Raw genomic sequence first — 13,396 nt, forward strand, 5'->3', positions numbered from 1 at the left:
GGACAAAAATGCCGGGAGCATTTTTGCATCGCACGCTGGCGTGCGGACCCGCAGGGCGAGCCACAGGGAAGTGGCGAGTACATCGAACCTTCGAGACCGGGTTCGTTGCTCTGAAATGCAAAAACCCGCCAGAGGCGGGTTCTTTAAAGATGGTGCCCGAACCCGGAATCGAACCAGGGACACGGGGATTTTCAATCCCCTGCTCTACCGACTGAGCTATTCGGGCAACGGGGCGCATTAAACCAAAGCGGCCCGACAGCGTCAAACGCTTTTCAACAAAATGAAATCGACTGACGGCTTTTCCATCAAACCCGCCATCCCGCCCCGCCGCTGCCGGTAAAAATCGTGCTATTGGCTGCCGGAATTTCAACCAGAATGGCCGCAGAGGCTGAATTGTGGCGCTATCAGGCCGATAAATGTGACGAGACCAACACTAATAATAAGGATCACCATGTTTTACACCATTACATCAGGCATTGCTTCCCGCCTCAGTTGGCAGAGGCGTACACACTCCGCAGCAACCCTCACCTCCCTTAACGACTCGATCGCCATGATTGAGTTCACGCCCGAAGGCACCGTTCTCGGCGCCAATGCCCTGTTTCTCGACCGGATGGGCTACACGCTGGCCGAAATTGATGGCCAGCATCACAGCCTGTTCTGTACGCCGGATCAGCTGCAATCCAGAGACTACAACGACTTCTGGTTGCGACTGAACCGGGGCGAAAGTTTCAGCGACAAGTTTCTCCGCGTCGCGAAAAACAGCCGACCGGTGTGGCTCGAAGCCAACTATGTGCCGGTGCAGGATCGTCACGGACGGGTATTTAAAATCGTTAAGCTGGCGACTGACATCACCGGCCACATCAACGATGCGCAGGAACAGCGCGCGATGACCAATGCGATTGAGCGTTCAATGGCGGTGATCGCTTTTAACCTGAAAGGTGAGGTGCTTAAAGCCAACGACAATTTCCTTAAGACCATGGGATACCGTCGTGAGGAGATTGAGGGTGCGCACCACAGCCTGTTCTGTTCAGAAGCGATGCGTAACAGCCGCGAATACAGTGAACTCTGGCAGCAGTTGAATCGCGGTGAATTTATCTCGGGTCAGTTTCCCCGGGTGAATAAACAGGGCCGTACCGTCTGGCTACGCGCCACTTACAATCCGGTTTTCGACGAGCAGGGCAAACTGTATAAAGTGGTGAAGTTTGCCACTGACGTCACCGCCCAGGTCGAGAAGAATCAGCAGGAGCGCGAGGCGGCACAGCGGGCTTATCACACCGCGCTGCAAACCAACGAAAGCACCCGCGTCGGCGCAGAGGTAATCGCCAATAGCGTACAGACCATGCATGCGCTGGCGGGCGAACTACAGGGAATTTCCGGAGATATCTCCGGCCTGAGCGAATCATCGGACCGAATCGGCTTTATAGTAGAAAGCATCCGCCGCATTGCCGATCAGACCAATCTGCTGGCGCTGAATGCGGCGATTGAAGCGGCGCGAGCAGGTACTCATGGGCGCAGTTTTGCCGTAGTCGCCAATGAAGTCAGAACGCTGGCGGCTAACATCAACCGCGCCACCGCAGAGATTGAGAACCGGGTGCAGCAAAACCACTCGCTGGCGAATAAGGCGCTGAAGGGGATTGAATCGAACCTGAAGCGTGCCGATCAGGGCGTGCAGCTGGCGCAGGAAGCGGGCGGCGTTATTGCGGAAATTCGTGAAGGCGCAACGGATGTGGTGCGCGCTATCAGCCACGTCACGGAGACGCTGAAATCTTAACATCAAAGGGGCCGCGGCCCCTTTTTTTACCCCTGCACCGCTACTTCTTCTCTGCCGCCACCGGCGCTTCTGGTGCTTCCGGCACGGGCGGGATAAAGATGTGATCCAGAATGGCACGCATCACCGGCGCTGCCGTTACCCCTTCCCCGCCGCCATTTTCCAGAATCAGCGTCACCGCCACTTTTGGCGCGTTAAACGGCGCAAACGCGGTATAGAAGATATGATCGCGCAGCCGTACCGGGATCATTTTGGCGTTATAAGTCTGGTTCTGTCGCAGACCAAACACCTGCGAGGTGCCACTTTTCGCTGCGATACCATAAGGTGCGGTATGAAAATATTTATAACCGGTGCCGTTAGGTGCATTGGCCATACCAAACATCGCGTGGCGCACCAGTGACCAGTACGGCGAATGCGGATCGCCAATCTGCGCCGCCGGCTGTTTTGGTTGATAGTTCTCAACCAGATTGCCGCGCTGCGCTTTCTGCAGCAGGTGCGGCGCAATCACCCGGCCGTTATTGATCAGCGCCACCATCGCTTTTTCCATCTGAATCGGCGTTGCAATCCAGTAACCCTGACCGATGCCGACTGAAATGGTGTCGCCCTGATACCAGGCTTTTTTGTGCACCTTCTGCTTCCACTCGCGACTCGGCAGTAAGCCGTTGTACTCTTCATTCAGGTCAATGCCGGTCGATTTGCCGTAACCAAACTGACTGAGCATGGTGTGAATACGATCGATGCCCATCATGAACGCCACCTGATAGAAGAAGGTATCCGCAGACTCCTCAATCGCCCGCGTGACATCCAGCATGCCGTGACCGGTTTTTTTCCAGTCGCGATAGCGGCGATCGGTGCCCGGCAGCGTCCAGGTGGGCGCGCCAAAGAATTGCGACTGCGGCGTAATGACATGGGTCAGCAGCGCGGACATCGCCATATAGGGCTTCACCGTCGAGGCGGGAGGATAAAGGCCCTGGGTAACGCGATTGATCAGCGGCAGATCCTTATCCTGCAACAGCGATTTGTAGGCCTGATAGCTGATGCCCTTCACAAAAGGATTGGGGTCGTAGCTGGGACTGGAAACCATCGCCAGCACCGAACCGTCACGCGGGTCCTCAATCAGCAGTGCCGCACGCTGGCCCGCCAGCAGGCTTTCGGCGTACTGCTGCAGATGCAGATCCAGCGTCAGGGTGAGGTTTTTCCCGGCTACCGGCGGCACCTCTTTCAGCACCCGCACAATGCGGCCGTGGTTATCCACCTCCACTTCCTGATAGCCCGGCTTACCGTGCAGCAGGGTCTCGTAATAGCCTTCAATCCCCTGTTTCCCGATGTTGTGGTCAGCGGCGTAGTTCTCGGCGATGCCCGCCGCATTTAGCCGTTTGTAGTCGTTATCGTTGATTTTCGACACATAACCGAGCACGTGCGCCAGATCGGCACCGTAGGGATATTCACGATCCTGATAAATTTCGATGCTGGCACCGCTAAAACGAAACTGGTTAACCGCGAAGCGTGCTACCTGCTCCTCGCTCAGCTCCTCTTTCAGCACCACCGGCTTGTAGCGACTGGTCTGTTTTAACGCGTGCTGAAAGGTCTCAATCTCATCGGGTGTCAGGTCAAGGATCGGCGTCAGCGCCCGCAGCGTAGCCTGCATATCGGTGATTTTATACGGCGTCAGGGTGATGGCGTACCAGCTGACGTTGCGTACCAGCGGGATGCCGTTACGGTCATAAATCAGCCCGCGCGTCGGGGCGATGGGGATCATTTTGATGTCGTTCTGGTTGGATCGGGTCTGGTAGTAGCTGTGGTCGCGTACCTGCAGGCGATACAGGTTCACAGCAAGAATAGTGAAGCAGAGACAGACCAGAGCAAAAGCCACCGTCGCGCGACGGGCAAACAGTTTCTCTTCAGCGTCGAAGTTACGAAAATTCATCAGGAAGCATTATCAGGCGGTTATTTATTATTTGTTGTTCCGCAACATGATAAAGCGCGATCGCCGGGGTACCAGCGCGAAGATGCACAAGCCTGGCGAAAAGTGTGTCATTTGATGTGAATGTTACAGCACGGGTAAGGCGGAATAAGATCGGGTCCTCCTCATCAGAAGAGGACCCGGCAGGAACGTCAGGCTGCAGGCAGGTACGTTAACCCGCCAGGTGGATTAATCCCCCAGCAGCACCGACTCCAGCGCAATTTTAATCATGTCGTTGAAGGTGGTCTGACGTTCAGCCGCAGTGGTCTGCTCGTGGGTACGAATGTGGTCTGATACGGTGCAGATGGTCAGCGCTTTAGCACCGAACTCTGCCGCCACGCCGTAGATGCCAGCAGCTTCCATTTCCACGCCGAGGATGCCATATTTTTCCATCACATCGAACATCTGCGGATCCGGGGTATAGAACAGATCGGCGGAGAAGATGTTACCGACGCGGGCTTCAACACCCAGATTTTTAGCTGCATCGACGGCGTTACGCACCATGTCGAAATCAGCAATCGCCGCGAAATCGTGATCTTTGAAACGCATCCGGTTCACTTTGGAATCGGTGCAGGCACCCATACCAATCACGATGTCGCGCAGTTTGACGTCTGCACGGACCGCACCACAGGATCCCACACGAATGATCTTCTTCACACCAAAGTCGGTGATCAGCTCTTTGGTGTAGATCGAGCAGGAAGGAATGCCCATGCCGTGACCCATTACGGAGACTTTACGGCCTTTGTAGGTGCCGGTGTAGCCCAGCATGCCGCGCACATTGTTCACTTCGACCGGGTTTTCCAGGAAGGTTTCTGCAATGTGTTTCGCACGCAGCGGGTCGCCCGGCATCAGGACGACGTCAGCGAAATCACCCATTTCGGCATTAATATGCGGAGTTGCCATTGTTACTTTATCCTTGTTAAATCGCTGGGTTACAGCATGTTCTTGCCATAGTCCATGTCGGACAGGCCAAAATAGTGTGCAATTGTCTGACCAATATCGGCGAAGGTTTCGCGATAACCGAGTGAACCCGGCTCAACTTTCGGTCCGTAAATCAGAATCGGAATATGCTCACGGGTGTGTTCGGTGCCTTGCCAGGTCGGATCGCAGCCGTGGTCAGCAGTCAGGATCAGAATGTCATCCTCACCGACCAGTTCCATCAGCTCCGGCAGGCGACGGTCAAACAGCTCCAGTCCGCCAGCATAACCGGCTACATCACGGCGATGTCCCCACGTCGAGTCGAAATCGACAAAGTTGGTGAAGACAATCGAGTGATCCGGCGCGATTTTCATCTCCTGAATCGTGGCGTCAAACAGCGCATCCAGACCGGTCGCTTTGACCTTTTTGGTGATGCCCTGCTCAGCGTAGATGTCCGCGATTTTACCCACCGAAATCACCTGACCGCCCTTCTCATCCACCAGCTTTTTCAGCATGGTGGCTGACGGCGGCTCAACCGCCAGATCGTGACGGTTACCGGTACGTTCAAAGTGACCGGCTTTGTCGCCGACAAACGGACGGGCGATAACGCGGCCGATGTTATAGCCGCCTTCCGTCAGCTCTTCGCGGGCAATTTCGCACAGCGCATAGAGGCGATCCAGACCAAAGGTCTCTTCATGACAGGCAATCTGGAATACCGAGTCCGCAGAGGTGTAGAAAATCGGCTTGCCGGTTTTCATGTGCTCTTCACCCAGCTGATCGAGAATCACCGTCCCCGAAGAGTGGCAGTTACCGAGGTAGCCTGGCAGCTCAGCGCGCTGCACCAGCTTATCGAGCAGTTCCTGCGGGAAACTGTTCTCTTGATCACTGAAGTAGCCCCAGTCAAACAGCACCGGAACCCCGGCGATTTCCCAGTGGCCTGACGGCGTATCTTTACCTGACGAGATTTCGCTGGCGTAAGCGTAAGCGCCGGTGATCTTCGCGTTCGGGTCAAGGCCCGCCGGGAAGCGGCCAGTCGAAAGCTCTGCGGCCTTACCCAGACCCAGCGCGGTCAGATTAGGCAGATGTAAAGGCCCTTTACGGCCTTTGTCCGCTTCACCTTTGAAACAGGCTTCAGCGATGTGACCAAGCGTATCTGAACCTGCGTCACCGAATTTATCGGCATCTTTACTGGAGCCGATCCCGAAGGAGTCGAGAACCATAATAAAAGCACGTTTCATGCAAGTCTCCTGCGCAATGGCGCGTGACAAGTCAAAAAAAAGCGATCAGATCAGTATACCCGAATGCGTTGCCGCTGGCACCGATTACTGCCCGGTTAACTGACATCGCTCACACGACGATAGACCACTGGCGTAGCGGCTGGTGCCGTATCGCCGATCACCAGCGCGGCTTTGACCGCAGCGGCGGCCTGTTGCCATTGCGCTTCGTTGCTGGCGTGGATAATAGCCAGCGGGCGCTGCGCATCGGCGCGTTCACCGAGAGTGATCATTTCGCTTAACCCAACGCTGTAATCGATGCTGTCGCTGGCACGCTGGCGTCCACCGCCCAGTGCCACGACCGCCAGACCAAGCGCCCGGGTATCCATGCTGCTGACAATGCCAGGCTGGTCGGCATAGACCGCCTTGCTCAGCGTCGGCGCAGGCAGATAAGCATCGTAGCGCTCGACAAAATCGGCCGGCCCGTTCTGCGCCGCCACCATGCGGGCGAAAATTTCTGCCGCCCTGCCGTTATCCAGCACCTTCATCAGCTGCTGGCGCGCCTCTGTCTCATTAGCGGCCAGCTTGCCGGAAATCAGCATTTCGCTGCACAGCGCCAGCGTCACTTCCAGCAGGCGCGGGTTACGCTGTTCACCGGTCAGGAAGCGCACCGCTTCCCGCACTTCCAGCGCGTTACCGGCAGACGAAGCCAGCACCTGATTCATATCGGTGAGCAGCGCGGTGGTCTGGCAGCCGGCACCGTTAGCTACGCCAACAATCGACTGCGCCAGATCCTCTGACGCTTCATAGGTTGGCATAAATGCGCCCGAGCCCACTTTGACATCCATCACCAGCGCATCCAGCCCTTCCGCCAGTTTCTTCGCCAGAATCGAGGCGGTAATCAGCGGGATCGAGTCTACGGTGGCGGTAATGTCGCGCGTGGTGTAGAAGCGTTTGTCGGCCGGAGCCAGTGAGTTGGTCTGGCCGATAATCGCCACCCCGACCTGTTTGATGATCTCCCGGAAGCGGTCGTCGCTGGGGAAGATGTCGAAGCCTGGAATTGCTTCCAGCTTATCCAGCGTGCCGCCGGTATGGCCGAGGCCACGGCCGGAGATCATCGGAATATAACCACCGCATGCGGCCACCATTGGTCCGAGCATCAGCGACGTGACATCGCCAACGCCGCCGGTCGAATGCTTATCCACCACCGGCCCGTTCAGATTGAGCGATTTCCAGTTCAGCACGGTACCGGAATCACGCATCGCCATGGTCAGCGACACGCGCTCAGGCAGCGTCATGTCATGAAAATAGATGGTCATGGCCAGCGCGGCAATCTGGCCTTCAGAGACGCTGTTATCACGGACGCCGTTGATGAAGAAGCGGATTTCAGCGTCAGTCAGCGCGTGACCGTCACGTTTTTTGCGAATAATTTCTTGTGGCAGGAACAAGGTAGCCCCCTTGGCTCAGGGAAATGCGGTGTGACAGCGGCGATCGGTGACCGCCGCAGGATGAGTTTAATAACCGGCTTTGCTGGTCTCGCTCTGATGACCCAGAGTATTCAGCAGACTCGCCAGCAGGCTTGATGCGCCAAAGCGGAAGTGACGCGCATCGGCCCACTCCGCACCCAGCGTATCTTCCGCCAGTTGCAGATAGATGGCGGCATCTTCAGCGGTGCGTACGCCACCCGCCGGTTTGAAACCGACCTGCTGGCTGACGCCTTTATCACGGATGACGCTCATCATGATCTGCGCCACTTCAGGCGTGGCGTTGACCGGTACTTTACCGGTAGAGGTTTTGATGAAGTCAGCACCGGCATCGATAGCGATTTCAGACGCCTGACGGATCAGCGCTTCCTGCTTCAGTTCACCGGTTTCAATAATCACTTTCAGCAGTACGTTCGCCTCAGCACAGGCGGTCTTACAGGCTTTCACCAGATCAAAACCGACCTGACTGTTACCGGCGATCAGCGCGCGGTACGGGAACACCACATCCACTTCATCGGCACCGTAGGCGATAGCGGCGCGGGTTTCAGCCAGCGCAATCTCAATGTCGTCATTGCCGTGCGGGAAATTGGTTACCGTGGCGATACGGATCTCTGGCGTACCCTGCTCACGCAGCGTTTTACGCGCAATCGGAATAAAACGCGGATAGATGCAGATGGCTGCTGTGTTACCCGCCGGGGATTTCGCCTGATGACAAAGCGCGATCACTTTTTCGTCAGTGTCGTCGTCATTCAGGGTAGTTAAATCCATCAGTTTCAGGGCACGCAGGGCTTGCTGTTTGATATCGGTCATGAGGCTCTCCAAAGGATCGGGGTGCGATCCACCGGCTGGCCGGCGGAATGTTATAATAATAACACCGTCAGGCGGCCTGTTATGTGCCAGCAGTCACATCGGAATAAGAAAATGATGCAATTATGCCACGCTTACCGTGATCAGAATCGCATTTAACGCCGTTAACAGCCCATTATACGCCAGCCAGCCAAATGTTACTATTATCACATTTAGTCGCGCAGACCGGCATAGGTTAAAGCTTAGCGGGTTGATTAAGGATGGCGGGAAAAGCCGGATCGAGCTGAAACAGCTGCTGGCTGTTGCGCCACAGCGCCCCGGCAATGACTTCAGGTGGCTCGTCGCGCAGGGTGCAGAGCGTCTCCCACACCTGGCGCGCCCGTTCAGGCCGGTTGGGCTGGCCCTGGAAGCCTTTTAACGGCATATCCGGCGCATCCGTTTCCAGCAGCAACGAGGAGAGCGGCAGTTGCGCCAGCGTCTGCCGGGTTTTGCTGGCGCGCTCATAGGTGATGGTGCCGCCGACCCCAATCGCATAGCCGAGCTTAATAAACGCCTGCGCCTGTTGCAGACTACCCGCGAAGCCATGTACCACCCCGCGACGCGGCAGATCGTGGCGACGCAGATGCTGGGCCAGTTTGTCATGGGTACGACGCGAGTGCAGGATCACCGGCAGATCGTAGCGTTTCGCCAGCTTAAGCTGGGCATCAAGAAAGCGTTGTTGCTTATCAAACTGCGGATCGTCGCGGTAGAGATCCAGCCCGATCTCGCCGATCGCCACCAGCTTGCGCGGTCGCTGCTTAAGCTTCTCCTCCAGCCGATCGAGATGCGCTTCCTGATGCGCTTCTATGGCAATCGGATGCAGCCCGAGCGCGGCGTAGAGCGCAGCATGTCCGGCCGCCAGTTCGCACACCCGGCTGAAGCGGCTGGCATCGATCGCCGGGATGATGATCTTCTCGACGCCGGCCGCCGCAGCCCGCGCCAGGCTGGCGACGGTATCACCCTCAAACGGCGGGAAATCAAAATGACAGTGGGTATCGATAAACCTCATGCCAGCGATCCTTTATCGTAATCCGCATCATTATCCGCCAGCGGCGGCGTAATAATCTCGCGGTTGTCCGGTGCATTGGCCACCGGTGCCGGCGGCGTGACGATACGCGGCGTCAGTGGCTCTGCGTCGCTTAACCACTGGCCCAGCGTGGCGAGAAAATAGCGGCCGCAGCGCCGTCCAAGATGGTAATCCTGGTTCAGCGACGAAATACGGCTGCCCAGCGCACTGCTGGCCAGCACATGTGGCGGAAAGATCTCAATAATCCGTAAGTCACCGGGCGGATTTTCAATAAACTGCTGAATTTCCCGGTAGCTTTTTTCATGGTGATTGAGCACGTTAATCATCGGCTGAAAGGCACCGGCGCTTAGCCAGCGCTCCATCCGCTTAATCCATTTCGGCGTATAAAACATCTGAGAAGGCACGGTGCGGATCACCACAATGGTGTCTGCGCCACGGCGCGCCGCTTCCCGCACCGGAATCGCATCGCTGATGCCGCCATCCAGATAGCTAATCCCTTCGAGATTGACGCCCAGCCGGTAGAAGCCGGGAATGGCACTGGAGGCTTTAATCAGCTCCAGCCAGTTGTCTGCCGTGGGGGTGAAATAGCCTGGCGTATAGTCGTCGCTGCGGCAGGCGCACATGTAGAACTCAAGCCCGCGCGAGAACATTTTTTCAGCGCTGGTCATCGCCAGCGGAAATTCACTGCGGGTGGTTTCCACCAGCCAGTCGAGATCGATCAGATTACCGCCGCGAACAAAACGCAGCGGATCAAAAAAGAGTTTATTGGTGGTGTAACGGGTGATCACGCGGCGGGCATAGCCTGGCTGGCCGCAGACAAACGCAGAGAGGTTTTGCGCGCCAGCAGAGGTGCCGAGCAGCAGTTGAAACGGATTAAATCGGGCACGCTGAAATTCATCAAGCACACCGGCGGTAAAAATGCCGCGTTGACCGCCGCCTTCACAGACCAGCGCAATTTTATGCGATTTGAAAGGGGTCAGCGCAAGAGGTTCAATGGCGCCGAGCGTAACAGGAATGCGAATACCCACTGTGTGAACCTCAGATGGGGTTCCGACGGGCAGGCTGATGGATGTTAACGTCTATCCAGCAGCATTCCGGAGAACCAGTCATACAATCCTTTAGCCGGACAGCCCGCGCAGGGGGGCTGCCCATGTAGCCGTGTGAAAAAATCCCGCTTCTCACTGATCTGGCTACAGATGACTGGTCTCCGCTTTATGCTTACTTGCTTTGCATTAAACTGCAGGACTCATCGGCTAAAGCTTTTTACGGCCGGTAAACAGGCTGATGAGGAACAGAATAATACCAACAACGAAGACAACTTTAGCTGCCCATGCTGCTGTACCTGCTAAACCACCAAAACCTAACGCTGCAGCAATCAGTGCGATCACCAGAAAAATAATGCCCCAACGAAACATAAGCCTCTCCTTACCCTATTGAAAATCGAACTGCTTATTTCATCCCCGGATGGGTATCTTTTATCCGTGCGGCCGGCAGTGACGCGACCGCACGGTTACCATTAAGATTTAACCGTCAGGTCATTCTTAACGCTTTTCACGCCTTCAATGGCTTTAGCGATGCTTTCAGCACGGTCTGACTGTGCCTGATTTGCAACCTGCCCTGAAAGCTGAACAACGCCGTCGGTGGTTTCAACTTTTACGTTGCGCGACGGAACAATATCATCCGCTAATAGCTTAGCTTTAATTTCGCTGGTCGTAGCGGCATCGCCCGCATAACCTTTCATCGATTGGGATTTGCTGTCTTTAACGTGTAGTTTGTCGCTGACGGATTTAACACCTTCGATTTTCTGCACCACGGCCACAGCTTTTTCAGCCTGATCCTGGGAAGTGACGAAACCGCTTAAGGTCACCACGCCCTGATGAGTTTTTACCGAGATATCCGTACTTTTAATCGCGTCATCATCAACCAGTGCCGCTTTGGCTTTGGCGGTAATGCCGCTATCATCCATATAACCATCGACTTTTTTCATAGAACTATCGATTTTCGCACCCGTGCTGTCTGCCGTCTGCGACGCTTTCTGGGAAAGCGACTCGTCGGCCAGCGCGCTGCCGCTGATCAGTGCTGAGCCAATCATTGCAGCCATCAGGGTTTTGGCAATCTTAGTCTTGTTCATCGATATATTCCTTCTATCAGTTAACTCGCCCAAAACTGTGGGCGCAACAGCAGCAAACGGCGCCGCTGGGTTACAGGACGTAAGGACAAGAGAAGTCTCTTCCGCCGTCCGATAAAATAATCATAGACGGCATTTCGCGATTTGCCTGGCTAACTGGTTGATCACACGTCAAAACGAGAGGAAAAGCCGTTTTTTAGGAGGAGTCTGTAGCGGGGAAAACAGGGCCATTTCCTGCTGGAATGGCCCGGATAGCGTGCGATCAGTGCTCGCGGGTTTTACGGAATCTGACGTCAGGATAACGTTCCTGAGTAATATTCAGGTTCACCATGGTCGGCGCGATATAAGTCAAATTATCGCCGCCATCCAGCGCGAGGTTAACCTCATTTTTACGCTGGAAGTCTTCGAATTTTTTCGCATCGTCGCACTCAACCCAACGCGCGGTAGAGACGTTGATCGCTTCATAGATCGCTTCGACGTTATATTCGCTCTTCAGACGCGCCACCACCACATCGAACTGCAGCACCCCGACGGCACCCACGATCAGATCGTTGTTGTGTACCGGACGGAACACCTGCACTGCACCCTCTTCCGACAGCTGAACCAGCCCTTTCAGCAGCTGTTTCTGCTTCAGCGGATCGCGCAGGCGAATACGACGGAACAGCTCCGGCGCGAAGTTCGGAATACCGGTGAACTTCATGTTTTCACCCTGAGTGAAGGTATCGCCGATCTGAATGGTGCCGTGGTTATGCAGGCCGATGATGTCGCCAGGATAGGCTTCTTCAACGTGAGAGCGGTCGCCGGCCATAAAGGTCAGCGCATCGGAAATCACCACATCTTTGCCGGTGCGGACCTGACGCAGCTTCATTCCTTTTTCATATTTACCCGACACCACACGCATAAAGGCCACGCGGTCGCGGTGTTTCGGGTCCATATTGGCCTGAATCTTGAACACAAAGCCGGTAAATTTCTCTTCGCTGGCTTCGACGGTACGGGTATCGGTTTTACGCGGCATCGGACGCGGTGCCCATGACACCAGGCCATCCAGCATATGATCCACGCCGAAGTTACCCAGTGCAGTACCGAAGAATACCGGCGACAGCTCACCATTGAGGAACGCTTCCTGCTCGAACTCGTGTGATGCGCCCTGCACCAGCTCCAGCTCTTCACGCAGCTGCGCCGCCAGATCTTCACCCACCGCGGTATCGAGATCCGGGTTGTTCAGCCCCTTAACGATACGCACTTCCTGAATGGTGTGGCCTTTACCGGTCTGGTAGAGATAGGTTTCATCGTTATAAAGGTGGTAAACCCCTTTAAACAATTTGCCGCAGCCGATGGGCCAGGTAATCGGCGCACAGGCGATTTTGAGTTCGCTTTCGACCTCATCCAGCAGCTCCATCGGATCGCGGATGTCACGGTCTAGTTTGTTCATAAAGGTCAGGATCGGCGTATCGCGCAGACGGGTTACTTCCATCAGCTTACGGGTACGATCCTCAACGCCTTTGGCGGCGTCGATCACCATCAGACAGCAGTCAACCGCCGTCAGGGTGCGGTAGGTATCTTCCGAGAAATCTTCGTGGCCCGGGGTATCCAGCAGGTTGACCAGGCTTTCACGGTAAGGGAACTGCATCACCGAGGTGGTGATGGAGATACCACGTTGTTTCTCCATTTCCATCCAGTCGGATTTGGCGTGCTGATTCGAGCCACGGCCTTTTACCGTACCGGCGGTCTGGATAGCCTGTCCGAACAGCAGGACTTTTTCGGTAATGGTGGTTTTACCGGCATCCGGGTGCGAAATGATCGCGAAGGTGCGGCGGCGTGCCACCTCTTCTAAAAAGGGATTAGACATGAGTGAATTCTTCTCAATGGAGCAGCGCTCTCTGTCTGGCGCTGCTGATAAATCACGGTGGCCGGCAGAACCTTACCGGCGGGTAAACGGTGCCGAAGGCGACATTACGTCGTCGGCGGGTCAGCGCGAAGTTACATTGGCGTGAATTCCGGTTACCTGGTCAGCTTTAAGGCGGCATAGCATACAATATTTTGCGCGC

General features: G+C 55.7%; 11 protein-coding genes and 1 tRNA gene. 1 reads left to right on the plus strand and 11 read right to left on the minus strand.

Annotated features, from left to right (window positions below; genetic code table 11):
• Positions 1–150: 150 nt before the first annotated feature.
• Positions 151–226 (minus strand) — tRNA-Phe (locus FHW04_RS21255).
• 225 nt (positions 227–451) lie between these two features.
• Between FHW04_RS21255 and FHW04_RS21260 the strand changes: the two genes are divergently transcribed.
• Entirely contained in the window at positions 452–1,771 is a 1,320-nt protein-coding gene (locus FHW04_RS21260; RefSeq protein ID WP_069728832.1) for a methyl-accepting chemotaxis protein, read from the plus strand.
• Positions 1,772–1,811: 40 nt separating this feature from the next.
• Here the strand turns inward: FHW04_RS21260 and mrdA are convergent, their stop codons facing one another.
• The 10 genes from mrdA to prfC all read right to left on the minus strand — a co-directional run bounded on the left by mrdA (position 1,812) and on the right by prfC (position 13,197).
• Positions 1,812–3,695 carry a penicillin-binding protein 2 gene (mrdA, locus tag FHW04_RS21265; RefSeq protein WP_069728831.1) on the minus strand — a complete coding sequence of 628 codons (1,884 nt, stop codon included), beginning with the start codon at positions 3,693–3,695 and terminating at the stop codon, positions 1,812–1,814.
• A 225-nt stretch (positions 3,696–3,920) separates the two neighbouring features.
• Positions 3,921–4,634 (minus strand): purine-nucleoside phosphorylase, encoded by a 714-nt coding sequence (deoD, locus tag FHW04_RS21270; RefSeq protein WP_010248951.1) that lies wholly within the window; start codon positions 4,632–4,634, stop codon positions 3,921–3,923.
• A 29-nt stretch (positions 4,635–4,663) separates the two neighbouring features.
• The gene (deoB, locus tag FHW04_RS21275) at positions 4,664–5,887 is read right to left on the minus strand and encodes a phosphopentomutase (protein WP_046289240.1); all 1,224 of its coding nucleotides are present in this window, start codon (positions 5,885–5,887) and stop codon (positions 4,664–4,666) included.
• 95 nt (positions 5,888–5,982) lie between these two features.
• Positions 5,983–7,311: a thymidine phosphorylase gene (gene deoA, locus FHW04_RS21280; protein ID WP_089561941.1), complete on the minus strand. Its 1,329-nt coding sequence runs from the start codon at positions 7,309–7,311 to the stop codon at positions 5,983–5,985.
• Between the two features lie 66 nt (positions 7,312–7,377).
• Complete coding sequence (gene deoC, locus FHW04_RS21285) at positions 7,378–8,157, minus strand: deoxyribose-phosphate aldolase (protein WP_046289241.1); 780 nt, start codon at positions 8,155–8,157, stop codon at positions 7,378–7,380.
• 232 nt (positions 8,158–8,389) lie between these two features.
• Positions 8,390–9,202, minus strand: a complete 813-nt coding sequence (locus FHW04_RS21290) for a TatD family hydrolase (RefSeq protein ID WP_031377077.1) — start codon at positions 9,200–9,202, stop codon at positions 8,390–8,392.
• Positions 9,199–10,248, minus strand: coding sequence for a patatin-like phospholipase family protein (locus FHW04_RS21295; RefSeq protein ID WP_089561942.1), 1,050 nt, complete (start codon positions 10,246–10,248; stop codon positions 9,199–9,201). The genes FHW04_RS21290 and FHW04_RS21295 overlap by 4 nt, the downstream gene beginning before the upstream one ends.
• Before the next feature lie 225 nt (positions 10,249–10,473).
• Positions 10,474–10,635: a DUF1328 domain-containing protein gene (locus FHW04_RS21300; RefSeq protein WP_003848537.1), complete on the minus strand. Its 162-nt coding sequence runs from the start codon at positions 10,633–10,635 to the stop codon at positions 10,474–10,476.
• A gap of 101 nt (positions 10,636–10,736) precedes the next feature.
• Positions 10,737–11,351, minus strand: coding sequence for a molecular chaperone OsmY (osmY, locus tag FHW04_RS21305; protein WP_031377075.1), 615 nt, complete (start codon positions 11,349–11,351; stop codon positions 10,737–10,739).
• Positions 11,352–11,610: 259 nt separating this feature from the next.
• A complete protein-coding gene (gene prfC / locus FHW04_RS21310) occupies positions 11,611–13,197 on the minus strand; it encodes a peptide chain release factor 3 (RefSeq protein ID WP_031377074.1) in 1,587 nt (528 codons plus the stop codon).
• Positions 13,198–13,396 lie beyond the last annotated feature (199 nt).

The organism is Pantoea sp. AN62 (genome assembly GCF_050432985.1).
GTDB lineage: Bacteria > Pseudomonadota > Gammaproteobacteria > Enterobacterales > Enterobacteriaceae > Pantoea > Pantoea brenneri.

Bases quoted from the DNA above. Each gene is read 5' to 3' on its own strand.
- FHW04_RS21260 (WP_069728832.1), top strand. From the start codon at position 452: ATGTTTTACACCATTACATCAGGCATTGCTTCCCGCCTCAGTTGGCAG.
- mrdA (WP_069728831.1), bottom strand. From the start codon at position 3,695: ATGAATTTTCGTAACTTCGACGCTGAAGAGAAACTGTTTGCCCGTCGC.
- deoD (WP_010248951.1), bottom strand. From the start codon at position 4,634: ATGGCAACTCCGCATATTAATGCCGAAATGGGTGATTTCGCTGACGTC.
- deoB (WP_046289240.1), bottom strand. From the start codon at position 5,887: ATGAAACGTGCTTTTATTATGGTTCTCGACTCCTTCGGGATCGGCTCC.
- deoC (WP_046289241.1), bottom strand. From the start codon at position 8,157: ATGACCGATATCAAACAGCAAGCCCTGCGTGCCCTGAAACTGATGGAT.
- FHW04_RS21290 (WP_031377077.1), bottom strand. From the start codon at position 9,202: ATGAGGTTTATCGATACCCACTGTCATTTTGATTTCCCGCCGTTTGAG.
- FHW04_RS21300 (WP_003848537.1), bottom strand. From the start codon at position 10,635: ATGTTTCGTTGGGGCATTATTTTTCTGGTGATCGCACTGATTGCTGCA.
- osmY (WP_031377075.1), bottom strand. From the start codon at position 11,351: ATGAACAAGACTAAGATTGCCAAAACCCTGATGGCTGCAATGATTGGC.
- prfC (WP_031377074.1), bottom strand. From the start codon at position 13,197: ATGTCTAATCCCTTTTTAGAAGAGGTGGCACGCCGCCGCACCTTCGCG.